Source organism: Variovorax sp. Varisp53 (assembly GCF_059491555.1).
Genome location: NZ_CP168512.1, coordinates 4,789,936 through 4,813,909, shown reverse-complemented (window position 1 = coordinate 4,813,909; position 23,974 = coordinate 4,789,936). Strand labels below are relative to the sequence as shown.

At 67.4% G+C, this 23,974-nt stretch carries 20 protein-coding genes; 12 read left to right on the top strand and 8 right to left on the bottom strand.

Going from position 1 to position 23,974, the window contains the following annotated elements; genetic code table 11:
* Nucleotides 1-9 precede the first annotated feature (9 nt).
* The 10 genes from accC (at nt 10) to ACEOAB_RS22495 (ending at nt 8,590) form a co-directional block, all read left to right on the top strand.
* The gene (gene accC / locus ACEOAB_RS22540) at nt 10-1,362 is read left to right on the top strand and encodes an acetyl-CoA carboxylase biotin carboxylase subunit (RefSeq protein ID WP_413750383.1); all 1,353 of its coding nucleotides are present in this window, start codon (nt 10-12) and stop codon (nt 1,360-1,362) included.
* The gene (gene pxpB, locus ACEOAB_RS22535) at nt 1,359-2,030 is read left to right on the top strand and encodes a 5-oxoprolinase subunit PxpB (RefSeq protein WP_495653130.1); all 672 of its coding nucleotides are present in this window, start codon (nt 1,359-1,361) and stop codon (nt 2,028-2,030) included. The genes accC and pxpB overlap by 4 nt, the downstream gene beginning before the upstream one ends.
* Entirely contained in the window at nt 2,027-3,007 is a 981-nt protein-coding gene (locus tag ACEOAB_RS22530; protein ID WP_495653129.1) for a 5-oxoprolinase subunit C family protein, read from the top strand. Before pxpB ends, ACEOAB_RS22530 begins: the two co-directional genes overlap by 4 nt.
* Nucleotides 3,008-3,301: 294 nt before the next feature.
* Nucleotides 3,302-3,700: an acetyl-CoA carboxylase biotin carboxyl carrier protein gene (locus tag ACEOAB_RS22525; protein WP_413750880.1), complete on the top strand. Its 399-nt coding sequence runs from the start codon at nt 3,302-3,304 to the stop codon at nt 3,698-3,700.
* A gap of 21 nt (nt 3,701-3,721) precedes the next feature.
* Complete coding sequence (locus ACEOAB_RS22520; protein WP_413750881.1) at nt 3,722-4,486, top strand: LamB/YcsF family protein; 765 nt, start codon at nt 3,722-3,724, stop codon at nt 4,484-4,486.
* A 169-nt stretch (nt 4,487-4,655) separates the two neighbouring features.
* Nucleotides 4,656-5,408, top strand: a complete 753-nt coding sequence (locus ACEOAB_RS22515; RefSeq protein WP_413750882.1) for an SDR family oxidoreductase — start codon at nt 4,656-4,658, stop codon at nt 5,406-5,408.
* Between the two features lie 38 nt (nt 5,409-5,446).
* Nucleotides 5,447-6,148 (top strand): amino acid ABC transporter permease, encoded by a 702-nt coding sequence (locus tag ACEOAB_RS22510; RefSeq protein WP_413750883.1) that lies wholly within the window; start codon nt 5,447-5,449, stop codon nt 6,146-6,148.
* Between the two features lie 12 nt (nt 6,149-6,160).
* Nucleotides 6,161-6,919, top strand: coding sequence for an amino acid ABC transporter permease (locus ACEOAB_RS22505; RefSeq protein WP_056588857.1), 759 nt, complete (start codon nt 6,161-6,163; stop codon nt 6,917-6,919).
* Between the two features lie 50 nt (nt 6,920-6,969).
* On the top strand, nt 6,970-7,704 hold the full coding sequence (locus ACEOAB_RS22500; RefSeq protein WP_413750885.1) for an amino acid ABC transporter ATP-binding protein: 735 nt from the start codon (nt 6,970-6,972) through the stop codon (nt 7,702-7,704).
* Nucleotides 7,705-7,747: 43 nt separating this feature from the next.
* Nucleotides 7,748-8,590 (top strand): ABC transporter substrate-binding protein, encoded by an 843-nt coding sequence (locus ACEOAB_RS22495; RefSeq protein ID WP_413750884.1) that lies wholly within the window; start codon nt 7,748-7,750, stop codon nt 8,588-8,590.
* 287 nt (nt 8,591-8,877) lie between these two features.
* On the opposite strand, the gene ACEOAB_RS22490 is transcribed toward ACEOAB_RS22495, so the two are convergent.
* The 4 genes from ACEOAB_RS22490 to ACEOAB_RS22475 are packed head-to-tail and all read right to left on the bottom strand — an operon-like array spanning nt 8,878 to nt 13,826.
* Nucleotides 8,878-11,262, bottom strand: coding sequence for an LPS-assembly protein LptD (locus ACEOAB_RS22490; protein WP_413750526.1), 2,385 nt, complete (start codon nt 11,260-11,262; stop codon nt 8,878-8,880).
* Between the two features lie 31 nt (nt 11,263-11,293).
* Nucleotides 11,294-11,983, bottom strand: coding sequence for a response regulator (locus ACEOAB_RS22485; RefSeq protein ID WP_413750525.1), 690 nt, complete (start codon nt 11,981-11,983; stop codon nt 11,294-11,296).
* 4 nt (nt 11,984-11,987) lie between these two features.
* The gene (locus ACEOAB_RS22480) at nt 11,988-12,746 is read right to left on the bottom strand and encodes a nuclease-related domain-containing protein (protein WP_413750524.1); all 759 of its coding nucleotides are present in this window, start codon (nt 12,744-12,746) and stop codon (nt 11,988-11,990) included.
* 18 nt (nt 12,747-12,764) lie between these two features.
* Nucleotides 12,765-13,826: a hypothetical protein gene (locus tag ACEOAB_RS22475; protein ID WP_413750523.1), complete on the bottom strand. Its 1,062-nt coding sequence runs from the start codon at nt 13,824-13,826 to the stop codon at nt 12,765-12,767.
* A gap of 230 nt (nt 13,827-14,056) precedes the next feature.
* On the opposite strand from ACEOAB_RS22475, the gene ACEOAB_RS22470 reads away from it, so the two are divergent.
* Nucleotides 14,057-15,217 carry a porin gene (locus ACEOAB_RS22470; protein WP_413750522.1) on the top strand — a complete coding sequence of 387 codons (1,161 nt, stop codon included), beginning with the start codon at nt 14,057-14,059 and terminating at the stop codon, nt 15,215-15,217.
* Nucleotides 15,218-15,340: 123 nt separating this feature from the next.
* Nucleotides 15,341-17,464 (top strand): type IV pilus secretin PilQ, encoded by a 2,124-nt coding sequence (locus tag ACEOAB_RS22465; RefSeq protein WP_495653128.1) that lies wholly within the window; start codon nt 15,341-15,343, stop codon nt 17,462-17,464.
* Nucleotides 17,465-17,932: 468 nt separating this feature from the next.
* Here the strand turns inward: ACEOAB_RS22465 and ACEOAB_RS22460 are convergent, their stop codons facing one another.
* Genes ACEOAB_RS22460 through pilV form a run of 4 tightly spaced genes read right to left on the bottom strand, consistent with a single transcriptional unit; the run spans nt 17,933 to nt 23,971 of the window.
* A complete protein-coding gene (locus ACEOAB_RS22460; RefSeq protein ID WP_413750082.1) occupies nt 17,933-21,706 on the bottom strand; it encodes a pilus assembly protein in 3,774 nt (1,257 codons plus the stop codon).
* A gap of 5 nt (nt 21,707-21,711) precedes the next feature.
* Nucleotides 21,712-22,356: a pilus assembly PilX family protein gene (locus ACEOAB_RS22455; RefSeq protein ID WP_413750083.1), complete on the bottom strand. Its 645-nt coding sequence runs from the start codon at nt 22,354-22,356 to the stop codon at nt 21,712-21,714.
* The gene (locus ACEOAB_RS22450; protein ID WP_413750084.1) at nt 22,353-23,534 is read right to left on the bottom strand and encodes a PilW family protein; all 1,182 of its coding nucleotides are present in this window, start codon (nt 23,532-23,534) and stop codon (nt 22,353-22,355) included. The genes ACEOAB_RS22455 and ACEOAB_RS22450 overlap by 4 nt, the downstream gene beginning before the upstream one ends.
* 8 nt (nt 23,535-23,542) lie before the next feature.
* Nucleotides 23,543-23,971, bottom strand: a complete 429-nt coding sequence (gene pilV / locus ACEOAB_RS22445) for a type IV pilus modification protein PilV (protein WP_413750085.1) — start codon at nt 23,969-23,971, stop codon at nt 23,543-23,545.
* Nucleotides 23,972-23,974 lie beyond the last annotated feature (3 nt).

Here is a 23,974-nt window from a genome sequence, read left to right as displayed (position 1 = left end):
GCACGCGCGATGTTCGATACCGTGCTCATCGCCAACCGCGGCGAGATCGCCCTGCGCATCCAGCGCGCCTGCCGCGGCCTCGGCCTGCGCACGGTGGCCGTGCACTCCGAGGCCGACCGCGATGCGATGTATGTCGCGCAGGCCGACCAGGCGCTGTGCATCGGGCCGGCGGCGCCGGGCCTGAGCTACCTGAGCCAGTCCGCCATCCTGTTCGCGGCCGAGGTGAGTGGCGCGCAGGCGATCCATCCCGGCTACGGCTTTCTTGCGGAGAACGCGGGCTTCGCCGCACGCGTCGAGGAAGCGGGCCTCGTGTTCGTCGGGCCCAGTGCCGCCTGCATCCGCACGATGGGCGACAAGGTCTCGGCCAAGCGTGCGATGCGCAAGGCCGGCGTGCCCTGCGTGCCCGGTCCCGACGAAGGGCTGCCCGAGGACCCGGTCGCCGTGCTCGCCCTGGCACGCGGCATCGGCTACCCGGTGATCGTGAAGGCCGCGGGCGGCGGTGGCGGCCGCGGCATGCGCGTGGTGCACGAAGAAGCCGCGCTGCTCGACGCCATGGCCCTCACGCGCGAGGAAGCGCGCCAGGCCTTCGGCAACCCCGAGGTCTACATCGAGAAGTTCTTGCTGCACCCGCGCCACGTCGAGATCCAGGTGCTGGCCGACAGCCATGGCAACGCCGTGTGGCTGGGCAGCCGAGACTGTTCGCTGCAGCGCCGCCACCAGAAGGTGATCGAGGAGGCGCCCGCGCCCGGTATCGATGACGCGCTGATGGCCGAAGTGGGCGAGCGCTGTGCGGCCGCATGCCGGCAGATCGGCTATTGCGGCGTGGGCACCTTCGAGTTTCTCTACGAGAAGGGCGCCTTCTATTTCATCGAGATGAACACCCGCCTGCAGGTCGAGCATCCGGTGACCGAGATGACCACAGGCATCGACATCGTGCAGCAGCAGCTGCGCATGGCGCGCGGCGAGCGCCTGTCGCTCGCGCAGGCTGACGTGCGCTGCCAGGGCCACGCCATCGAGTGCCGCATCAACGCCGAGAACCCCGACACCTTCGCGCCCGCGCCCGGCCGCATCACCGGCTGGCAGGTGCCCGGTGGCTTCGGCGTGCGCGTCGATTCGCACGCGGGCGCCGGCTACCGCGTGCCGCCGTACTACGACTCGATGATCGCCAAGCTCATCGTGCACGGCGACACCCGCGCCGATGCGCTCGACCGCATGCGCCTGGCGCTGGCCGAGACGCGCATCGAAGGCATTGCCACCAACGTGCCGCTGCACCGCGCGCTGTTGCGCGACGAGGGCTTTGCCGCGGGCGGCGTCGACATCCACCATCTCGAACGCTGGCTGCAGCAAAGGAGCGCGGCGTGAGCGCACAGACATCTTCGACCTCACCGTCCACCAGCCTGCTGGGCACCACCGCGCTGCTGTTCGAAGCGCCCGGCGACATGAGCCTGCCTTCGCAGCAGCGCATCTGGGTGCTGGCCCACGAGGCCGAGACCTGGCCCGAGGTGCGCGAGGCCGTGCCCGGCATGAACAACCTGATGCTCACCTTCACGCGTGCGCCGCGTCACCTCGATGCGCTGCGCACGCGCCTGTACGACGCCTGGGACTCCGCTACGGCCATGCCGCGCGAAGGCCGCGTGGTCGAACTCCCGGTGGTCTACGGCGGCGAAGGCGGCCCGCACATGGCCGACGTGATGGCGCATACGGGCCTGGGCATCGATGCCATCGTCGAACTGCACAGCGCGCCGCTCTACCCGGTGTATGCGCTCGGCAGCCACCCCGGCTACTGCTACCTGGGCGGCATGGACCCGCGCATCGCCACGCCGCGTCGCAAGGTGCCGGTGCTGAGCATCCCGGGCGGCGCGGTGTCGATCGGCGGCGCGCAGACCGGCGTGTCGGCTTCGGCCGGCCCCAGCGGCTGGAACACCATCGGCAGCACCTCGATGGTGTTCTTCGATCCGGCGCGGGACCCGCCCGCCATGCTGCAGCCGGGCGACATGATCCGCTTCCGCGTGGAGGGCATCGTCCGATGATCGAAATCCTTTCCTCGGCCGCGCTCGCCACCGTGCAGGACCTGGGGCGCACCGGCAGCCTGCGCTGGGGCGTCGGCACCTCCGGCGCCATGGACAACCTGGCGCTGGCCGCCGGCAACCTGCTGCTGGGCAACGAACTGGGCGCCGCCGCGATCGAGGTGCCGGTGTTCCCGTTCAAGGTCCGTTTCGCCGAAGACTGCGCGTTCGCACTCACGGGCGCCGACTGCGCCGCCCGCCTCGACGAGCAGCCGCTGCTGCCCTGGTGGGTGCACCAGGCGCGCGCCGGCCAGGTGCTCACGCTGGGCCTGCCGCAAGGCGGCGCGCAGCGCGGCAGCCGCGCCGTGCTGTGCGTGGCTGGGGGCATCGACGTGCCCGAGGTACTGGGGTCGCGCAGCACGCAGCTGCGCGGTGCCTTCGGTGGGCACGAAGGGCGCGCGCTGCGCAAGGGCGACGTGCTTCGCGCCGCCGGTGCGGGCAGCGCCTGCCGCACCGGCTTCGGCCTCGTGCCGCCCGCTCTCGCGTTGCCACTGCAGCGCGACGGCGTCGCGGCCGTGCGCGTGCTGCCCGCCGCCGAGTACATGGCCTTCGAGCCGGCTTCGCGCCACGCCTTCTGGGCCGGCGAATGGAAAATCACCCCGCAGAGCGACCGCTACGGCTACCGCCTCGAAGGCGAGCCGCTGCGCCCCATCGCGCCGATGGAACTGCGCTCGCACGGCATCGTCCCCGGCGTCATCCAGGTGCCTCACAGCGGCCAGCCGATCATCCAGATGCGCGATGCCCAACCGTCAGGCGGCTACCCCAAGTTCGGCACAGTGATCGAGGCCGACATGTGGCGCCTCGGCCAGGCGCCCATCGGCAGCCGCATGCGCTTCATCGAAACCACGTGGGACGAGGCGCTGGAGGCGCTCGACGAAGTGCGCGCGTGGCTCGACAAGGTGGCGCGTGTGGTGGCGCTGCATCGGAGTGCGCCTCGATGAAAAGCTGTCTTTCTGTTCGTCGTTCTGTTTGTTCGGGGCTCGCTCACGCCGACGGGGTACCTTGCTCCGCGAATGTCCCCCGGCCTGCGGCCTCCTCCTTTATTTCGCTGCGCAAGGCACCCCGCCGGCGTGAGCAATCGGAGCACTGGTTGATCAGCCAGCACAAGAGCTGCGCCCATCGTGCACAGGGCACCGGGTGCTCCCCGCAGCGAAATAAAGGAGGAGCCGAAGGCGGGGGACATTCGCGGAGGGGAGTACCCGGTGGCCTGTGCACGCACCCCGAAAGGAACTGACATGCAGGACACGGCATTCCGCATCCCGCAGCTGGCCGCTTGGCTGTCCGGCACCGACATCGGCCTGCTCGAACTGCGTACGCCCGAGGGCACGCTGCGCCTCGGCCGGCTGGGCGACGGCATCGTTGAACTGCCGGTGGAAGAAGCGGAGGAGCCCGAACTCCTGCCGATCCACGCCCCCTCGCTCGGCGTATTCCTGCACAGCCACCCGCTGGCCGCCGCGCCGCTGGTTCGCATCGGCCAGCGCGTGGAGGCCGGTCAGACCGTCGGCCTGCTGAAGATCGGCCCGCTGCTGCTGCCCGTGACCGCGCCGCAGCCCGGCATTGTCGAAAACATCCGTGTGGACGATGCCGCCACCGTCGGCTACGGCACGCCGCTGGTCGACCTGCACCCCCTCTGAAAAGAAGAGAAGGACACACCCATGGACATCGACCTGAACGCAGACCTCGGCGAAGGCTTCGGCCCCTGGCGCATGGGCGAGGACGAAGCCCTGCTGGACATCGTCTCCTCCGCCAACGTGGCCTGCGGCTTCCACGCGGGCGACCCGGTCATCATGGACCGCACCGTCCGCATGGCGCTCCAGCGCGGCGTCGATGTGGGCGCGCACGTGGGCTTTCCCGACCTGCTGGGTTTCGGCCGCCGGCAGATGCAGATCGAGACGAAGGAACTGGTGGCCTATGTGCTCTACCAGCTCAGCGCGCTCGATGGCATGGCCCGCACCGCCGGCCACCGCATGACGCACATGAGCTTCCACGGCGCGCTCGGCAACATGGCCGCCGCCGACGCCGCGCTGGCCGATCCGCTGGTGCGCGCCGTGGCCGACTTCGACCCCACGCTCACCGTCAGCACCTCAGCCAGCCGCGCCATCGAAGGGGCCGCCGAACGCTGCGGCCTGCGCGTGCGCACCACCTTCCTGGCCGACCGCGCCTGCGGCGACGACGGCCTGCTGGTGCCGCGCAAGCTGCCCGGTGCCGTCATCCACGACCGCGACGCGGTGCTGGTGCGCGTGCGCCAGCTTCTCGAAGAGGGCACCGTCACCAGCGTCACCGGCAAGAAGATCCCGATGCGCGTGCATTCGATCCTGCTGCACGGCGATACCCCCGGCGCGGTGGAGCTGGCGCGCGCCGTGCGCGGCGTGGTCGAGCAGGCGGGGCGCGTGGTGCCGATCTCCAGGCAATCGATCTGACGAGGCACAAGGGCACGAACATGGTGCTTACCCTTAGTCATATGCACGGATGCCGGGCGACATAAGGGCGGCTTATCTCTCCACAGCCATTCCGTCTTGGCGCCGCGCGCGGGCGCTGGCTACAGTGAATTCCAGGCAGACGTCTGTCGACTCAACGAAAGAACACAACATGCCGTTTTCCGACTACAAGACCGCGCTGGTGACGGGAGCCTCGTCGGGCATCGGCGCCGCCGTCGTCGAGCGCCTCAGCAAGGAAGGCCTGCAGGTGCATGCGCTGGCGCGCAGCGCCGACAAATTGGCCGACCTGGCCGCGCGCACCGGCTGCGTGCCGCACGCCATCGACGTGAGCGACCTCGAGGCGGTCACGCGGCTGACCAGGGAAATCGAATTCGACGTGCTGGTCAACAACGCCGGCGTGGACCGCCCCGGCTCCATCCTCAAGGCCGACGCCGAAGGCATCGACCTGCTGGTGGACGTCAACCTGCGCGCCGTGCTGCACCTGTGCCGGCTCGTAGTGCCCGGCATGGCGGCGCGCGACCGCGGGCACGTGGTCAACATCAGCTCCATCGCCGCGGCCTACAACTTCGGCGGCAACAGCACCTACCACGCGACCAAGGCGGCGGTGAGCATGCTGTCGCGCCAGCTGCGCATCGACTGCTTCGGCAAGCGCGTGCGCGTCACCGAGATCTGCCCGGGGCGCGTGGCCACCGACATCTTCGCGCACGTGCACGGCGACTCCGAGGACACCTACAAGCGCTTCGTGGAGGGCTTCGAGCTGCCGCAGGCAGAGGACATCGCCAACGCCATCGCCTTCGCCATCGCGGCGCCCATCGCGGTGAATGTGGGCCACATGGAAATCACGCCCACGCTGCAGGTGCCCGGCGGCCTGTCGACCACCCGGCCGGAAGCGCCGCAGGCCTGAGCGGCAGCAGCCCCGGCAGCCACGCAAAGGAACAGCCCATGAAGGACTTCGACCTGCTGGCGATCCTGCTGAAACCGGAGTTCGGCGCCATGCTGCTGCACGGCCTGCAGGAGACGCTGAAGATCGCGGCGGGCTCGTGGCTGCTCGCCATGACCATGGCCATCGTGCTGCTGGTGGTGCGGCTCACGCCGAACCGCATCGCAGAGCGAGTGGTGGCCGGCTACGTCTCCTACCACCGCAACGTGCCCACGCTGGTGCAGCTCATGTTCTGGTACTTCGGCATCTTCAGCCTGCTGCCCGACGCGCTGCAGGGCTGGCTGTCGGTGCACAACGCCGAGCGGCTGCTGTCGATCGTCGCGCTCGGGCTGTGCCAGGCGGCGTACTTCAGCGAAGACATGCGCTCCGGCCTGCGCGCCATTCCCGCAGGGCAGACCGAGGCGGCGCGTGCGCTGGGCCACGGCTACATCGGCTCGATGCGCCACGTGATGCTGCCGCAGGCCATCCGCAATGCGGTGCCGGCGCTGGTCAACCACAGCGTGTCGCTCTTCAAGAACAGCAGCCTGGCCATGGCCATCGGCGTGGCCGAGCTGACGCACGCGGTGAAGGAAATCGAGAGCCAGAGCTTTCGCACCTTCGAGGCCTACAGCGTGGCGACGGTGCTGTACCTGCTGTGCTCGCTGATCATCATGGCCGTGGGCGGCTGGCTGGCGCGGCGCTACCGCATAGCCGGCGCAAGGTAAGCGAGGCATCCCATGTACAGCGTTTACGAAATTCTTCGCGACAACTGGCTGCTGCTGCTGGTCGGGCAGTACCCCACCGGCCCGCTCGGCGGCATCGTCGCCACGCTGATCCTCTCGGTGCTGGGCATCGTGCTGGCCTTTCCGCTGTCGGTGCTGCTCGCGCTGGCGCGGCTATCGCCCTGGCGGTTGCTGAACTGGCCCGCTGCCGTGCTGGTGTACGTGGTGCGCGGCGTGCCGCTGCTGATGGTGATCCTGTGGGTCTACTTTCTCGTGCCGATCCTTATCGGGCGGGACGTGTCGGGCTTCACCACCATGCTGTGCACGCTGGTGATCTACGAAGGCGCCTACCTCTCGGAGGTGGTGCGCGCCGGCATCCAGTCGCTGCCCAAGGGCCAGGGCGAGGCGGCGCGCGCGCTGGGCCACAGCCACCTGGGCACTATGTGGTACGTGATCCTGCCGCAGGCGCTTTACAACATGCTGCCGAGCATGCTGAGCCAGTTCATCTCCACCATCAAGGAGACCACGCTGGGCTACGTGATCAACGTGCAGGAACTTACCTTCGCGGCCAACCAGATCAACAACCAGCTGCTGACCAAGCCGTTCCAGGTGTTCTTCATTCTGGCGATGACCTACTACGTCGTCTGCTTCAGCCTGACGCAGCTCGCGCAATGGCTGGAGCGGCGCATTGCGTACAAGCGGCTCGGCGCCGCGGCGGTGAAGTCCGCCGAAGACGGCGCGCCGCTCCCGACCCCGGTGGTGACGCAGCCATGACGCCCGTTCCACACCCCGCAGGGCAACCAGTGCCCGCCAAGGACGACACCATGATCCTGTTCTCGAACATCAACAAGTGGTACGGCGACTACCAGGCGCTGGCCGACATCAACGCCGAGGTGAAGAAGGGCGAGGTCGTGGTGGTCTGCGGGCCCTCGGGCTCCGGCAAGTCGACACTGATCCGCACCGTGAACCGGCTGGAGGAAGTGAAGTCGGGGAAGCTGCTGTTCGACGGCCACGACATCCATGCGCCCATGAGCAGCAAGGCCCTGAACAAGCTGCGCAGCCGCATCGGCTTCGTGTTCCAGAGTTTCAACCTGTTCCCGCACCTCTCGGTGCTGGAGAACATCATGCTGTCGCCGATGCGCGTGCTCGGCGTGAAGCGCGCCGACGCGAAGGCCAAGGCCGGGCAGCTGCTCGAACGCGTCGGCCTGTCGAACAAGGCGGGCGCGTACCCGGCGCAGCTGTCGGGCGGCCAGCAGCAGCGCGTGGCGATTGCCCGTGCGCTGGCGATGGAGCCGCCCGCCATGCTGTTCGACGAGCCCACCAGCGCGCTCGACCCCGAGATGGTCGGCGAGGTGCTGTCGGTGATGCGCGGGCTGGCGCACGACGGCATGACGATGATGTGCGTCACGCACGAGATGAACTTCGCCCGCGAGGTGGCCGACCGCGTCTGGTTCATGGACGCGGGGCGCATCCTCGAAACGGCCGACCCCGCCACCTTCTTCGGCAGTCCGCAGCATCCGCGCGCGCAGCGCTTCCTGTCGGATCTGCGCGCGCACTGAATCCCCACCCGCGTTTCCCTTCGCAATCTCCCAGGAGTCCACCATGTCGAACAAGACCGTCTTCCGCCTCGCCGCCATCGGCGCCTGCCTTGCTGCGTCGTCCCTGCTGGCGCATGCCGACCAGTGGAGCGACATTGCCCAGCGCAAGGAACTCAAGTGCGGCACCTTCGCCGACGTGCCCCCGTTCGCCGCACCCGACCCGAAGACGCGCGAGATGGTGGGCCACGACGTCGACCTGTGCCATGCCGTGGCCAAGGAGCTCGGCCTCACCGCCAAGGTCACGCCGCTGTCGGTGGAAGCGCGCGTGCCCGAGGTGAAGCTCGGCCGCGTCGACGTGACCATCGCCAACCTGGCCTACACCAAGAGCCGTGGCGAGCAGATCCAGTTCAGCGACCCGTACTACGTGGCCAAGGAAATGCTGGCCGTGAAGGCCTCCGACCCCGGCACGGCCAAGGCCGACTTCAAGGGCAAGCGCCTGAGCTCGACCAAGGGCTCCACCTCCGAGCTGTCGATCAAGATGAACGGCTCGGAGCCGGTGACCTTCCAGGACACGGGCTCGGCCTTCATGGCGGTACAGCAGAACAAGTCGGTCGGCATGGTCGCCAACACCATGACCATCACCAAGCTGGTGAACCAATCGAAGACCGAAGGCGTGGCGCTGAAGATGATCAAGGACCCGATGGTGCTGCAGCCCATCGGCATCGGCATGAAGAAGGACGAGCCCGCGCTGCTGGCCAAGGTGAACGGCGCGCTCTATGCGCTGGAGAAGTCGGGCGAGCTCGACCGCATCTGGGCCAAGTGGCTGGGGCCGAACACTGAATACAAGATGGTGCGCGAAGAGAAGGTCACGCCGCTGGCTGACCTGAAGTTCGAACTGCTGCCTTGATCGAAGCCGCGAGGGTTTAGGGGCGCGCTCACGCCGACGGGGTACCTTGCTCCGCGAATGTCCCCCGGCCTGCGGCCTCCTCCTTTATTTCGCTGCGCAAGGCACCCCATCGGCGTGATCGATCAGAGCACTGGTTGATCGGCCGCAAACCAGCAGCGTGTCCAGTGCACAGGACACCGGGTGCTCCCCGCAGCGAAATAAAGGAGGAGGCCGCAGGCCGGGGGACATTCGCGGAGGGGAGTACCCGGTGGCCTGTGCACACGCCCTGAACAAGACCACAAGAGCACTCAGTCGTAGTTGGTGAAACGGCTCGGTTCCTGCGTCTGCGGATTCAGCGGCTGGTAGCCCTGAATGTTCTGCAGCAGCGTGCTCGTCGGGTTCGAGCCGACGTTGCCGAAGCCGTTGAACTGGATCTGGAACATCAGCCGCGTGTCCGGCGTCGTGCGGCCCGACACCAGCCGTTCGAGCACGACGCGCCCGACCCAGCAGCAGGCGTTGTACTCCGCGCCGATCAGGCTGTCCGACATCGCGCGGTCGTGCAGGCTGTAGCTCAGCCGCCCCACCGCATACCAGCGCCCCGGGTCGCCGGGTTTTCTTTCGCCGAAGAGCCCTCTCGTCAGCTCGCTCAGCGGCCATTGCCAGTTGAAGTCGATCGTCTTCGTGCCGTCGTTCGCGGTCGTGCTGCTGTCCGCCTGGTAGCGGTAGGCTGCGGTGAGCGTGTGATACGGCGCGGGCGTGTAGCGCAGGGTGAGCGCGTCGCGCGAGCTCTTGCCGGTGTCCATGTTGTATTGCGCGACGCCGTCGATGCTCCACTTCGGGTTCCAGTGCACCAGCCCGCCGACGATGAAGTCGCCCGTGCGGTCGGTCACGGCGGTGCCGCTCGGCAGCGTGACGTTCTGGTCGCTGAAGCGAAAGCGCTGCGCGATGCCGAAGCGCGCCGACTCGGCGCCCGTGGCCGGGTCGATCAGGCGCGTGCTCACGCCCGTGGTCAGCGTGTTCGTGTCGGAGATGCGGTCGTTGCCCGAGAACGCGTTCTCGGTGTAGAGCGTGGCAAAGCTGATGTCGTTGGCGGCAGTGTCGTACACCGGCAGCTGGCTCTGGTCGCGGTAGGGCGTGTGCACGTAGAAGGCGCGCGGCTCCAGCGTCTGCCGCCAGGCGCGGCCGAACAGGCTGGCATCGCGCTCGAACACCAGGCCGCTGTCCAGGCTCACGGTCGGCACCACGCTGCTGATGGAGGTCGCGCCGCTGGCCAGCGGCGAATCGAGCTGGTAGGCGGCCGTGTGCAGCAGCAGCTTCGGAATGATGTAGCCGCCCGGCGTGACCCACGGGCGGCTGATCTGCAGGTTGCCGACCACGCGCTCTCCGTTGGGCTGCTTGATGCCGTTGAGCGTGGGCGAGTAGGCCGAATCGACCTCGAAGCGCGTGTAGTCGAGCGTGCCCGACACGTCGAGGCCGTGCCAGTCGTACTTGTTGTAGTTGGCCGTGATCTGCGGCACGCGGTTGTACGAGGGCGTGATCGGCGAGGCCGCGTACTGCAGCGTCTGGTAGGAGAGGGTGCGCGCCTGGCCGCTCCAGTCGCCCTTGCTCCAGTTGAGGTCGGCCTCGTTCGTGAGCGTGCGCGAGGTCAGCGTGGGCGTGTGCGAGAAGTCGCGCCAGTAGTCGTCGTCGCTCACGCGATTGATGTTGAACGAGGTGCTCAGCGAGTCGAGCCCGAAGGGCTTGGGGTCGAACTGCTGGTTGTGCTTGGCCCACAGGCCCCAGCGGTTGATGCCGCGCAGGCTGTCGCTGGGCATTTCGTCGATGCGGATCTGGCCGCTGTAGGTCTTCTCGAGGTAGCGGAACTCGGTGCCGAGGTTCACGCCCCGGCTGCTCATGATCTCGGGGTACAGCGTGAGGTCGCGGTTCGGTGCGATGTTCCAGTACCAGGGCTGCAGGTACTCGAAGCCATTGGTGCTGTCGAAGCCGATCACCGGCGGCAGCAGGCCGCTCTTGCGCGCGTTGTTGAGCGGAAAGCTCACCGATGGCAGCGAGGGCGTCGTCACGCCGAGGAAGTTGATCTGCGCATCGGTCGCGATTGCGACGTTGCTCTCGGTGTCGGTGGTCAGCGTGACGGCGGTGAGCATCCACGCGGGCATCCAGCCCGCGTAGTTCTCGCGCAGGCAGGTGGTGTAGGTGGCGTGCCGCGCCACAGACACCTTGGGGTCGACGAAGTCGATGCGCTCGGCCTCGCCGTGCGCGCCGTTGGCCAGCAGCGTGTAGCGCACGTGATCGAAGAAGCCCTCGAAGCTCTCGACCTTCAGGTGCAGCTCGGGGCCTTCGTACACGTTGCCGGCCTGGTTCAGGTGCACGCTGCCGATGGCCGTGGCGAGGTCGCCTGGCGGCTGGTATTCGAGCCGGTCGGCCGTGATGCGCGTGTCGCCGCGCCGCAGCGAGGCGTTGCCTTCGACCACCACTTCGAGGTCCGGGCGCCCGCTGAGCCTGTCGCCGTCGACAAGGCTCGGGCGCATGCCGCGCTCGGCCGGTGCGATGGTCTCCGCGAGCTGCGGCGTGCGGCGCAGCATCATCGGCGCCTCGGTCCATGTGTCCTGTGCCGAGGCCGCCTGCGGGCGCAGCAGGAGCAGCGACAGCAACACCATCGGCGGCAGCGGAAAACCGCGCCAGCGTAGTTTCATGAGAGAAGATTTCTTGGAAGCCGGCGCCGGGTCAGGCGCCTTGCCTGGCCTGCGAATCCCATGCAAAGCCCACGCCGTAGACCGAGCGGATCCAGTCGTGCGCGGTCGAGACGGTGGCCAGCTTCTTCCTGAGGTTCTTGATGTGGGTGTCGACCACGCGTTCGTTGACGTCGAGCGCCTCCGGGAAGGCGGCTTCCAGCAGCTTCGACCGCGTCAGCACCCGCCCGGGCTCCTGCGAAAGCGCGCGCAACAGGAGCGACTCGCGACGCGTCAGCGGCAGGTAGTGCCCGTCGAGAATCGCGCAGCCGCGCACCGCCCCGAAGGTGATCGGCACGGAAGGGCGAACGACGCTGCGGCGCTGCGCATAGCGCCGCAGCACCACGTGGATGCGCACCGCGACTTCCTTCGGGGAAAAGGGCTTGCACACGTAGTCGTCCGCACCCAGCTCGAAGCCGCGCAGCCGGTCGGCTTCGTCGCCGCGCGCCGTCAGCATGATGATCGGGTGGTCGCTGCGTGCACGGACCTTCTCCAGGATCTGCAGGCCGCTGACATGCGGCAGTTCGACGTCGAGCAGGGTGAGTGCCGGCGGCGAGGTCAGGACGCGATGCAGCGCGACCGCGCCGTCGTCGATGTGGTCGACCTCGTGCCCGGCGCGATGCAGCTCGTCCAGCAGCACCGACGCGGCCTCGCGCCCTTCCTCCACCAGCAGGATGCGGCTCATCGCGTCACTGAAGTTTCAGGACGCCCGGATGCGCCGCCCTGGCCGGGGCCTGCGTGCTCCTGTCGCGGCAGTTCTTCATGTGGTCGTCGACCGTCAGGTCGCCCTGCAGGTTGGTCAGCAGCCGCAGCGTGCGGTCGATGGCGGCGTCGTCGAGCAGCGGGTAGCCCTGCTCGGTGCGCCCGTTGTTGCGCGCCACGCGCGCGATGTAGGGCAGGTCCTGCGGCGTGATGACGACGGACGGCATCACGCCTTCGAGCTCGACGCCCTCGAACGGCAGCAGCACGAAGTACTGCACGCGCAGGTCGGGCGGCATCAGGCTGCGCAGGTGCGTGGTCTTGCGGCCGCACTGCCAGGCCGGGTCTTTCACCTCGCGCGCCAGCGAATGCCCATGCTGGCGCAGGAACCAGCGCGGCAGCGCCTGGGCCGAGGTCTTGCGGTACACCACCGCGTTGCGCCAGCCCTTTACCTCGAACAGGTACACGCCAGCCTCGCACACCAGCGCCACGTCGAAGCGGGCCGTGGGCACGGCGCTGCCTTCGTACATGGGAATGACGAGGTCCCGCAGCACGTGCAGCCGCCCGAACGCGGGCTGGAATGCGCTGGTGAGCTGCTGCATGCCGAGCGTGGTTGCCATGCTGCTCGCCGGCTCGCCGTCCGGAGCGCACACGCGGCGTGCGAGCGCGGCGGTGTCCGGCTTCTGATGTCCATGGCCGGCCAGCGTAAGCAGCGGACGGGCGGAAACTTTGTGCAAGGCAGTGGTCATGTAAGGCTCCTTCGAACTTCAAGGATTGCGCAACTTTCGGGAGACTTTGTGCAGAAACGGCAATTGCTCGGCCTGCGCCGATCGCGCGCCCGCAACCGCATCGATCGATGCGCCGTTTCCGATGCTTCCCATGAGGACGACCCATGCGAGCGCCAGCTCGCCATTGGCCGCAGCAAGCACGTGCAGGTCGAGCAACAGGCCCTGGAAGTCCTCCATCAGCTGCACTTCGGAGATGTCGCCGCGGTCGCGATGCTGCTTCGACGCCTCGAAGCCGGCCCTTGCGTTCATGACGCGCGCGTACGCGGTGTTCGCGATGTCGCTCTGCATCTGCAGGCGGTGCAGCGCCCCGGCGACCTGCTCGCGTGCCTGCACGACCGCGTGCGCGTAGGGAGGCTCGCCGGGCACTTCGATGTCCTGCGCTTCTTCCGTCGCGTCGATGACGCCTGCGGGCATCGCGGCCGGGTCCGCACCGTAAAGAGCAGCGGCCAGGTTGATGTCGTTCCTGTTGGCCAGCACGGACATCGGAAGTTCGCGCGGCACCTCGGCCGCGAAGCGGGGCAGCGACTTGTCGTGCAATGCGTCGGCGAGCATTTCATTCATTGAGGCTTCCGACATGCGGCATTGCGCGGCCAGGTACGTGATGTAGTTGGCGCGCTGCGCCTTCAGCTTGCCGATGGTTGTCTCTGCGCTGGCCTGCCGTGCTGCGAGCTGCTTCGCAAAGTCGTCGTGCGGCAGCGTGCTGCCCTGGATGAGCGCAGACTGCCGCACGACTGCGGCGTGCGTGTTCTCCAGATAGAGCAACTCGAGCGTCTTCACCTTGAGTGCGATGTAGGCCGCGGCCACGCCGGATTCGGTGGCGCCCTGCGATGCGGCCATCAGCCGGTTCATCGCGATGTCCTCGAAGCCGGCCCACCAAGGCTGCGCGCTCGCCTGCGTTTGTGTTTGCGCACGCGCCTTGTGGTCGACGAACATGCCCGCCGCGAGCACCGAGGTGGAGTGAACCATCGCGATGCTCGTGCTGGCGCATGCGATGGCCAATGCACCGCACATCGCCGCCATCAGGATTCGTGAACGCTTCACCTGTGAGTCTCCAGCTTCGTCATGCGTGGATCTTTTCAGGCGAATTGGGAGAAATTTGAAGGACCTCCGGATCGGCCTGCCGCGCGATTCGCGCACGGTGTGATGTGCGCGCACAACACTCGATGCGGCAGAGAACCGATCCACCAAATTCCTCCCGATTTGGACGAAACCATGCGTACAGCCGGTCGATACCGAACGGCCGCATCAGACCTGAAACTGGAGAACCCTGAATGAAGAAAACCCTCACGGCATTCGCTGCCCTGGCCGTCTGCGGGCTGGCCTCTGCCCAATCCTCCGTCACGTTGTTCGGCGTCGTCGACGCGGGCCTGACCTACCAGTCGGCGACCTCGCGCGACGCGACCACCGGCGCATCGGTGAAGTCCAGCAAGACCAGCCTGGCCAACTCCGGCTACAACTCCAGCCGCATCGGCTTTCGCGGCACCGAAGACCTCGGCGGCGGCCTGGCCGCGAGCTTCTGGCTCGAAGCGCCCATCACCAACGACGACGGCGCCACCGGCATCGCCACCTTCGCCCGCCGCTCCACCGTGAGCCTGTCGGGTGGCTTCGGCGAGCTGCGCCTGGGCCGCGACTACACGCCCACCTTCTGGAACGACACCGTGTTCGACCCGTTCGGCACCAACGGCTCGGGCACCAACGTCATCAGCACCGTCAGCGGCAACACCACCATCAACAACGCCAACTACGTGCGCGCCAGCAACTCGGTGGGCTACTTCCTGCCGCCGAACCTGGGCGGCTTCTATGGCCAGGTGCAGTACAGCCTGCACGAGAACGCCAGCACCGACGCGACCAGCACCACGGCTGCTTCCAGCAGTACCGCCGGGCGCTACGTCGGCGGGCGCTTCGGCTACGCCAACGGTCCCCTGGACGTGGCACTGAGCGTGGGCCGGAGCACGGTGGTGGACACCACCGCGCTGGAGCGCAAGGTGCAGACCATCAACCTGGGCGCTTCGTACGACTTCGGTCCGGTGAAGCTGTTCGGTGAGCTGTCGAACGTGAAGAACAAGTTCGACTACGCGGCAGCGGCCGACACGCACGACACCTACAACGGCTACCTGATCGGCGCGACCGTGCCGGTGGGTGCGGGCCTGATCCGCGTGGCGTACTCGCAGGTGCGCTACAACGAAGGCACGGCCGGCATCACGGGCGAGGACCCGCTGGCGCGCAAGTTCGCGGTCGGCTATGTGCACAACCTGTCCAAGCGCACGGCGCTGTATGCGACGGTGGCGCGCGTGAACAACCGCAACGACGTGAACTACACGGGCAGCCTGGTGTCGGCCAGCACCACGGGCTACGGCAGCGCGGGCGTGAGCTACACGGGCCTGCCGCGTTCTTCCACCGGCTACGACTTCGGTATCCGTCACGCGTTTTGATGACGGTTTGACGATGTGATGAGGGGGCAGCGCCGCCGGGGGGCCCCGCTGCCTGGCCCGCTGCGCTCACGAGGGAGCCCAAAGGCAGCGAGGAGGTGAAGCCGCAGTTTCAAGGCAGGTCAAATGAAAAAACAGACATTCGCGTTCGCGCGCTGGTTGCGTGCGTGCGTCTTCTTGCTTGTGTCCCTCGGATCGCTTGCAGCGGCACAGGCACAGAACCGCATCGAGTCGGTCACCGGCTCCATGCAAGCCGGCACGGAAGTGCTGCGCATCGATTTCTCGGAGCCGCTGGCCGCTGTGCCTGCAGGCTTCGCCATACAGTCTCCCGCGCGCATCGCGCTCGACTTTCCGGGCATGGCCAGCAGCCTGGGCCGTGCAGCCATCGACGTGAACCAGGGCAACCTGCGTTCCGTCAACGTAGTGCAGGCGGGCGAGCGCACGCGCCTCGTCATGAACCTGAAGCAGGCGACGGCGTTCCGGACACAGCTCCAGGGCAAGTCGCTTCTCGTGTCGCTCGAACCCGTGGCCGGCGCCGCACTGGTCGCGTCCACGCCCTTCGAGTTTGCGGAGAACCGCAACCGCGACGTGCTGCCCCTGCGCGACGTCGATTTCCGCCTGGGCACCGAAGGCGCCGGCCGCGTGATCGTGAGTCTGCCCAATGACCAGGTCGGCGTGGACATCCGCCAGCAGGGCAAGGGCCTCGTGGTCGAGTTCACCAAATCGTCGCTGCCCGAGGGCATGAACCGCAAGATGGACGTGGCCGACTTCGGCACGCCGGTTCAATCGGTGAGCATGCAGCAGTCCGGCGATCGCGTGCGCATGGTGATCGAGCCGCGTGGCGATTGGGAACACAGCGCCTACCAGAGCAACAGCCAGTTCGTGGTGGAGGTGCGTCCGCGCAAGGTCGACCCGACCAAGCTGACGCAAGGCACGGGCTACAACGGCGAGAAGCTGTCGCTGAACTTCCAGAACATCGAGATCCGCTCGCTGCTGCAGGTGATCGCGGACTTCACCAACTTCAACATCGTCACTTCCGACTCGGTCAACGGCACGCTCACGCTGCGGCTGAAGGACGTGCCCTGGGACCAGGCGCTGGACATCATCCTGGAGGCGAAGAACCTCGGCATGCGCAAGAACGGCAGCGTGCTGCGCATCGCGCCGGAAGACGAGCTCAACGCCAAGGACAAGATCAAGGCCGAGGCCCAGGCCACGTTGCAGGGGCTGGAGCAGCTGCGCACGCAGTCCTTCCAGCTCAACTATGCGAAGGCGGCCACGGTGGCGCAGGGGCTCTCGGGCACCGGCGCCCGCGCCGGTGGAGGCGGCGGCAGCTCGGGCGGCGCGACTCGCATCCTGAGCGCGCGCGGCAGCGTGCTGGCCGAGGTGCGCACCAACCAGCTCTTCGTGACCGACATTCCCTCGCGCCTCTCGCAGGTGGCAGACCTCCTCCAGAAGCTCGACGTGCCGGTGCGGCAGGTGCTGATCGAGGCGCGCTTCGTCGAGGCGACCGACACCTTCAGCAAGTCGCTGGGCGCAAAGCTGGGCGGCGGTTTCGTCAACGCGAACTCGTCGGTCGGCGTGACGCCGTCCGTCAGTACGAGCACCGCCAGTGGGGTGACCACCACCACCAGCACCAACACCTACTCGAGCACCAGCTTCGTCAACCTGCCGGCGACCAGCACCACCGGCGATGCGGTCGGCACCTTCGCGCTGTCGCTGTTCAACTCGGGCTTGACGAAGATGCTCAACCTCGAGATCTCCGCGCTGGAAGCGGACGGCAAGGGCAAAGTGGTGTCGAGCCCGCGCGTGGTGACGGCCGACCAGACCAAGGCGCTGATCGAGCAGGGCACCGAACTGCCCTACCAGGTCGCGACTTCGAGCGGCGCCACGTCCATCGCGTTCCGCAAGGCCAACCTCAAGCTGGAGGTGACGCCGCAGATCACGCCCGAGGGCAACATCATCCTGGCGCTCGACGTCAACAAGGACACGGTGGGCCAGTCGACCACCGCGGGCTACGCCATCAACACCAAGCACATCCAGACCGAAGTGCTGGTGGAGAACGGCGGCACGGTCGTCATCGGCGGGGTCTTCGAGCTGACGGACACCAGTTCGGAATCGCGCGTGCCGGTGCTGGGCGAACTGCCGATGGTCGGCGCGCTGTTCCGCACGCGCAGCCGGGTCAACAACAAGACCGAGATGCTGATCTTCATCAGCCCGAAGATGATTTCGGACAGGAACGCGGCGCGGTGAGCGGTCGATAGATACAAGGGCAGCGCGACTGTTCGAGGCCGAGGGCGAGAGCCCTTGGCCTATTCTTTTTCCTGAGCCGCAGGCAGTTCCGTGGAGGCCGATAGCCCCGCGTTGCCTCAGGTCGAATGGCGCACGGGTATGGTCATCGCTTCAGCCGAGCTGCGGAGCAGCTCGACTTTCTCTTGCTCAACCCAGTGTGTCCCGTCGCCATGGGCCCTGTTTCCGGCCTCCACGGCTGCCTGGAATGCGGCGCGTACAGGGGGTGTATCCGGCTCCCACAGCCAGTGACCCTCGACGGGGTGCCCGAACAGGCCGACGCACGGCAGCCGCCAGCGCAGGCGAATCCGTGGGCGAGAGGGCAGGGGAGACATGCCGGCGAGTCTGCGCGGCGATGTGGGAGATATCTGGGCGGGCCGAGCCGGATCGAGCCGGCCGGATCGCCATCCGCCGTGGCGGCGAGGGGCGTCCTTATTCGACCACTGGCACTTCGCGCCAGTTCAACAGCCGCAAGCTCAAGCTGGACGACAGCGACACCTTGAGGTTCGTCACGGTGCCGGTGTTGGAGCCTACCGACAGCGTGGTGCCGCCGTTGGTGCTGCTGGTGAAGCGCAGGTCCGTCACCGCGTACGACTCGGAGATGTAGGCGGCGTTGCTATCCAGTGCCGACTGCCCTGTTCCGAAGTTGATGGCGTACACCCGGCTGGTGCCCGAGGGACTACATGCATCGGCCGTGGTGAGCGTGGAGGCAAATGCCACCACGCCGCCGGTGGTTGTGGTACTGGTGATCATGCGCCAGGCAATGCCAGTGCTGCTGTCGGTGCCGAGGTCCACGTACCAGCCCATCGAGCTGCTGCCCAGGGTGGTGGTGGAGCTCAGGTCGGTCAGCGCGGTGAGGTTGCTTCGCGCCAGCGGAAAGCTCACGCCCGAAGGCAATGCGGAAGAGGTGTTGAAGGCGGAGGCCGTGCCGTCGAGCAGTGCGTAGAAGTCCTGCGCCGCCGTGGAGCTGACGTCGCTGGAGGACAGCAGCTGGCCGGTGCCCAGCAGCACGTAGCGCTTCTTCGTGGTCGGATGCACCTCGACCAGCGGCTGCGTGGTGACAGGCTGCGCATTGCCGCTGGCGTCCGTGAGCTTGGCCATCAGCAGGGGCGAGCTGTAGGTCGAAGTGCCGGTGACGTCGAAGCGCCAGACCTGCCCGCTGAGGTCGCCGGCGTAGATGGCGTCGGCCGTGCCGTCGGTGAAGTCGCGCACATAGGCGGTGGCGTGCGTGAGGCCGGCGGCGGTGCTGCCGGTCTTGACCTTTTCCAGCAGCGCGCCGGTCTTCGGATTGACGAAATAGATGTAGCCGTAGCCGTCGGTGTTGTTGTAGCCCGAGGTCAGCACCACCACCCAGCCGTACTTGGCGGTCTTCACCACCACGGGCTCGCCGTAGCTGTAGCCCATGGTCGAGTCGGTGAACTCCCACAGCACCTTGCCCGCGACGATCGATTCGGTGGTCATGCCCGCCGGATTGGTGACGTCGATCGCGTAGAAGCTCTTGCCGCCCTTGCCGAGCCCGCCGACGAGGATGGTGCGCCAGTCGGAGGTGGCGGTCGAGGTGGTGGTGAGGGAGCCGCCCGCGTAGTTGAAGTCGACGTCGAAGGTCAGCGGCGTTGCGTCGACGTAGGAGTGGTGGGTGTAGCTGGGGTTGCCCAGCGCGGTGAGGCCGTCGGAGGCGGATGTGTTGGGCGTGCCGCTCGGGCCCTGAAACAGCGCGCTCGGTACGTAGGCGAATATCTCGGTGCCCGCGTCGGTGCCCGACAGCGTGCCGTTGAAGGCGTGCAGCATGCCGTCGTTCGCGCCCACGAAGACCATCGTGGGCCGGCTCGACCAGGTGCTCTTGAAGCTCGCGTAGCCGGGGTTGATCGAATCGGAATACGTGAGGCTGGGCACTCCCACCGCCGTCACCTTGGAGCCCACGATGTCGCCCAGCAGCACCGTGCGTGCGCGGTAGGCCAGGCTGCTGCCGCTGGTGGTGGAGCCGACCTCCTGGGTCTGGTCGCCGCGCAGGTAGTTCAGGTAGTCGGAGGCGTCGCTGCCGCGGTAGGACGTGACCAGCGCGGCCTTCTGGCTGGTCGTGAGGTTCGCGTAGCGGAAGGGCTGGCCGCTGCTGCCATCCCAGGTCGCGACGCGCCGCGACGTGCTCCAGCCGGTGCTGGCGAGTTGCGTGGCGAGCTTGGCGGTGGAGGTCCACATCGTGGTCGAGGTGGTGGTCAGGTCGGTGCCGATGGTCACGCTGCTGGCGGTGAGCACGCCGCTCCAGTTCTTCGATGCGTACTGCGCGGCATACGAGGCGCTGCCCGAATCGCTCACCTGGGCGGACGACAGCGAGAGCGAGGTGGTGTAGGCGCTGACGGCCGTGGCGATGGCGGAAAAAGCCTTGGTGAGGCCCGAGACCATCTGGCTCGCGCTGCCGGCCAAGAAGTAGTTGTCGGGCCGGTACTCGGTGGCGGTGCCCATCGTGATGGTCTCGCTGCTGCTGTTCCACCAGCTCTGCGTGAGCGCGGTCGTGGTCTGGGTCGGGTCGTAGCTCGATGGCACGGTGAAGCCGCCGTACTTGGCCGCGAGCCAGTAGGGGTTCTTGTCGGCTGCGGTCTGGTACTCCATCACGTCCATCCAGTAGGTCGAGATGGTCTGCGTGCCCGTCAGGTCGGAGCGGATGTCGTTGGTGTGGGCCTGGTAGGCCAGCCCCGCCATGTAGTAGGTGGCGTAGGAGCTGTTCCACCACGCATCGACCTTGGAGCTCAGCCCCTCGAGCGTGAGCAGGTTGTTGGTGTAGGTGCGCGCGAGGTTGAGCGTGTCGCTGCTCACGGCCGTGGGCTTGGAACGGGTGCTGGTCAGCGTGCCGCCGCCCACGTTGTAGTCGTAGTGCGTGTTGGTGTCGCCGATGCCCAGGATGAAGTTCTTCTGGCAGGCGTACAGCACCGGGTCGGTCCAGGTGGTGACGGCCGGAAAGCCGTCGAGCAGGGTGCTGCGCGTGGTGCTCGACGAGGTGGTGGCCGGCGTTATGTAGCTGGTCCACGTCGACACGTTGCCCAGGTTCTCGAAGTAGCGCACCGCGGCGTAGTAGAGCTCGCTGACGTTGTCGTAGGTCATGTACGACGAGGCGGCTGTGCCGAACTTGTTGAGGTAGTTCATCACGCCGCTGTTGCTGATGGTGACGCCGCTGGTGCTGGTGGTTGCGGTCGCGGTGGCGCTGTCGGGGTTGGTCACCATGATGCCGGTCGTCGAGCTCCACTCGGCCTTGCTGTTGGTGGTGACGGTGGTCGACAGCGGCGTCGGGTAGGTCGGGCCGATGTAGCCCATCGGTGCGCGCAGCACCGCGCCCTGGTTGGTGGCGCCGCTGCCGTTGAGGTAGGAGAAGGCGCTGTAGCGGATCTTGTTGGCGTAGCTCTGCATCAGCCCTTCGGGCTTGTACTGGCCGTTGGGGTACAGCACGCAGTTGGATTCCACGCCGCCCGATGAACTGCTCGAGTCGCAGACCAGCACGCGGATGTACACGCGATAGGTGCTGGCCGCATTGTTCGACGACGAGGCGCTCACCCAGTCGGTGCCGCTCACGCTGGTGTTGCTGTAGCTGCTGCCGGTGCCGGAGAACACCATCGTGTTGCCGCGCTTCCAGATGCTGGTGTTGAACGAGGTCCAGCTCAGGGGCGTCACCGACGAGATCAGCGAGGACGCGATGTTGTGGCCGGTGGAGGTTGTCTGGCTGGTGCCGCGCAGCGGGAAGTTGGTCTGCGAGCCCTGGCTCGATCCCCAGGCTTTTTCGAGGATGGTCTGGGTCGTCGAGTCCACGCTGCGGTAGCCGCCGGTGAGCGCCCAGCGGAACGGGTCGATGGTCTGCATCGTGGCCCAGTTCATGAAGTTGCCGCTCCACTTGCCGGAGCAGGTGTGCAGGTTGGTGCCGGTCGAGAGGCCGGCCGGCTGGAAGTAGCTGCTCGCCGGTGTAGTGGAGTTCAGCGTGTACGTGTAGCACTTCAGCGGATCGAAGTAGCCGAGGTAGGTCGAGCTGTCCGCGTAGTTGCCGAGGTTGGCCACGCTGATGGCGGTCGGGTACTCGACCGACAGCGTGAGCGCCAGATTGCCCGGGACGTCCGCGCTCGCGAAGACCGGCTGGTCGGCCAGTGTCACGGCGGGGGAGGGTTGTACGCCCAGCAGCAGGGCGGCGGCGGTCAGTGCGATGGAAATGACGCGGGAACGGTTCATCGGAGTTACTCGGGCCGGGTGAACGAAGTCTGGAGAAACACCTGCGTCGAACGCGCTCCGGTGACGCGCACGCTGAGGCGGTAGACCGGCGAGATGGTCGACGCCGGCCGCTGGCTCGCCGGCAGCTGGCTGCTGCCGCCGGTGACGTTGCTGCTCGACGGCGCATACACGCAGGTGCTCGTGCTCGCCGTGCCGGCGGCGCGGCACAGGCGGTCGATGACGTAGCGGATCGCGATGTCGGAGGTCGCCCCCGCCAGGTCCGACGCCGTCGGGCTGAAGGTGGATCCGGCGAAGTCGGTGCCGCTGGGCGAGCTGCTGCTGGACAGCAGCACCAGCGGAATGCCCTGGTCGTTGGCCGTCAGCTCGACCGCGCTGTAGTTGGCCGAGGGAATGCTGGCCGCCGAGAGCGTGGCAGTCTTCAGCACGCCGCTCTTGAATGCCGTGAGCACGTTGGAGGCTGCCTGCTCGCCCTGGCTGGCGAGGTCGCGCCGGAACGCGAGGTTGCCCGCGCTCGCCAGCGAGGTGTGAGTGGAGCGCATCACGGCCACACCGCCGATCAGCAGGATGACGAGCACGATCAGGCAGAACAGCAGCACGACGCCGCGCTGGCGCAGGCCGCGCGAAGCACGGAAAAGAACAACGGGTGTCATGACGTGGGCAGCAGCAGCACGTTGCGAATAGGGATCGTCGACTCGACGATGCGGTGACGGAAGTGCTGCTCGCTGGTGCTGAAGCTGATCGTCTGCTGCAGCGAGGTGGCGAGGTCACTGAACAACGTGAGCGAGGCAGGCGAGGGCAGCTCGCCGTTGTCGTTCGCCCGCTCGGGGTTTGCGCTGCGCAGCACCAGCGCGATGCGGATGGCGACCACCTGCCGTGCGGTGGCGGGCGTGGTCATCATGGTGGCGATGTCGTAGCCGGTGGCGCCCGGATCCATCCAGGTGTCGAGCACGCCGTCGGAGTTGGTGTCCAGGCCGTAGAGCGCGTGCATCTCCGACACGCCGTCGGCGACAGCCTGCGATGCATCGGTGCCGTTGGCCATCAGCAGGTCGTAGCTGTAAAGCGTGTTGTTGCTGCCTACCCCGAACATCTGGAACTGCGTGTTGCCCGCGTTGACGTTGCCCAGCGGCGTGAAGTAGGCGCTGCCGCTGGCCGCAAGCGTCGACAGGCTGGTCGACGAGCCCGAGGCGGTGTAGTAGGTGCTGCCCAGCGGAAGTGCGTCGTTGCCGGCGCTGTCGGCGAAGGCTGTGCTCGAGTGCACCTGCTCCAGCAGGCAGTCGGTGGTGCCGCTGGCGCTCACCAGGCCCAGATCGCCTTCGGCCAGGCCCACGGTGCTGTCCAGGCGCAGGATGCTGGTCGACTTGCCGCTCGAGAGAATGAGCCGCGGCACGTCGCCCGAGGCAGCCGTGCCGCCCATTACCACCAGCACGTCGGAGCCCGCGTCGGACTGGCTCTTGCCGATCAGCACCGGCGCCACGCGCAGATTAGCGCTGCCGCTCGCGCCGCCGAGAAAGGCGGTGGCGAAGGGAGCGGGAAAGGCCGAACTGCGCGGCAGGTTGGGCGTGCTCGGGAGCGTTGCATTCAGCAGGCAGCCGAAGGCGCCCGCAAGGGTCCACGACTGCGTGAAGCCCGAGCCGGCGGTGCGCACGGCGCGGTCCAGTACATAGGCGGCATAGGCGCCGGTCTGCCCCATGTCGTTGGTGGCGGCGGTGGTGCGCTTGCTCGATTCGCCGAAGATCAGCAGGCTGGTGGCGGCCAGCGTCACCACCAGGCCGATGACGATCGCCACCATCAGCTCGATCAGCGTGACGCCGTGTTGCCGTCGTTGCACGCGGTGCCTCATGGCAGCACCACGCGCGTGACGAGCTTGCTGGCGGCATTGGCCGCGGTGGACTCGCGCGTCACGGCGCGCCAGGCGATCACGATATCGGCGGCATTGGCCGTGCCCGCGCTGTTGGTCGCGCCCGAGACGGCAGTCACCGTCAGCGTGGCATTGGGCAGGCCGCCGCTGGTCAGGGCGCTCACGCGCGTCTGCCATGCGGTGGTGTCGACCGAGATGGAGTTTTTCAGCCACATCGTGCTGGCGATCTCGTTGGCGAGCAGCGCGGCGCGGTTGCGGTCCTCGGCGTCGATGGACACCGTGAGCGAGCGCGCCAGCATGCCCGCCATGCCGAGCAGGCCGAACGAGAAGATCAGCAGCGAGACGAGCACTTCGATCATCGCGAAGCCGGACGCGGCGTGCGCGCGGCCGTGGGTGGGTGTTTTCATGTT

Excerpts from the sequence above, each read along its gene's own strand:
- ACEOAB_RS22520 (WP_413750881.1), top strand. The coding sequence starts at position 3,722 with ATGGACATCGACCTGAACGCAGACCTCGGCGAAGGCTTCGGCCCCTGG.
- ACEOAB_RS22505 (WP_056588857.1), top strand. The coding sequence starts at position 6,161 with ATGTACAGCGTTTACGAAATTCTTCGCGACAACTGGCTGCTGCTGCTG.
- ACEOAB_RS22500 (WP_413750885.1), top strand. The coding sequence starts at position 6,970 with ATGATCCTGTTCTCGAACATCAACAAGTGGTACGGCGACTACCAGGCG.
- ACEOAB_RS22460 (WP_413750082.1), bottom strand. The coding sequence starts at position 21,706 with ATGAACCGTTCCCGCGTCATTTCCATCGCACTGACCGCCGCCGCCCTG.
- ACEOAB_RS22485 (WP_413750525.1), bottom strand. The coding sequence starts at position 11,983 with ATGAGCCGCATCCTGCTGGTGGAGGAAGGGCGCGAGGCCGCGTCGGTG.
- ACEOAB_RS22465 (WP_495653128.1), top strand. The coding sequence starts at position 15,341 with ATGAAAAAACAGACATTCGCGTTCGCGCGCTGGTTGCGTGCGTGCGTC.
- ACEOAB_RS22515 (WP_413750882.1), top strand. The coding sequence starts at position 4,656 with ATGCCGTTTTCCGACTACAAGACCGCGCTGGTGACGGGAGCCTCGTCG.
- ACEOAB_RS22490 (WP_413750526.1), bottom strand. The coding sequence starts at position 11,262 with ATGAAACTACGCTGGCGCGGTTTTCCGCTGCCGCCGATGGTGTTGCTG.
- ACEOAB_RS22480 (WP_413750524.1), bottom strand. The coding sequence starts at position 12,746 with ATGACCACTGCCTTGCACAAAGTTTCCGCCCGTCCGCTGCTTACGCTG.
- ACEOAB_RS22470 (WP_413750522.1), top strand. The coding sequence starts at position 14,057 with ATGAAGAAAACCCTCACGGCATTCGCTGCCCTGGCCGTCTGCGGGCTG.
- ACEOAB_RS22530 (WP_495653129.1), top strand. The coding sequence starts at position 2,027 with ATGATCGAAATCCTTTCCTCGGCCGCGCTCGCCACCGTGCAGGACCTG.
- ACEOAB_RS22455 (WP_413750083.1), bottom strand. The coding sequence starts at position 22,356 with ATGACACCCGTTGTTCTTTTCCGTGCTTCGCGCGGCCTGCGCCAGCGC.
- ACEOAB_RS22495 (WP_413750884.1), top strand. The coding sequence starts at position 7,748 with ATGTCGAACAAGACCGTCTTCCGCCTCGCCGCCATCGGCGCCTGCCTT.
- ACEOAB_RS22510 (WP_413750883.1), top strand. The coding sequence starts at position 5,447 with ATGAAGGACTTCGACCTGCTGGCGATCCTGCTGAAACCGGAGTTCGGC.
- pilV (WP_413750085.1), bottom strand. The coding sequence starts at position 23,971 with ATGAAAACACCCACCCACGGCCGCGCGCACGCCGCGTCCGGCTTCGCG.
- accC (WP_413750383.1), top strand. The coding sequence starts at position 10 with ATGTTCGATACCGTGCTCATCGCCAACCGCGGCGAGATCGCCCTGCGC.
- ACEOAB_RS22525 (WP_413750880.1), top strand. The coding sequence starts at position 3,302 with ATGCAGGACACGGCATTCCGCATCCCGCAGCTGGCCGCTTGGCTGTCC.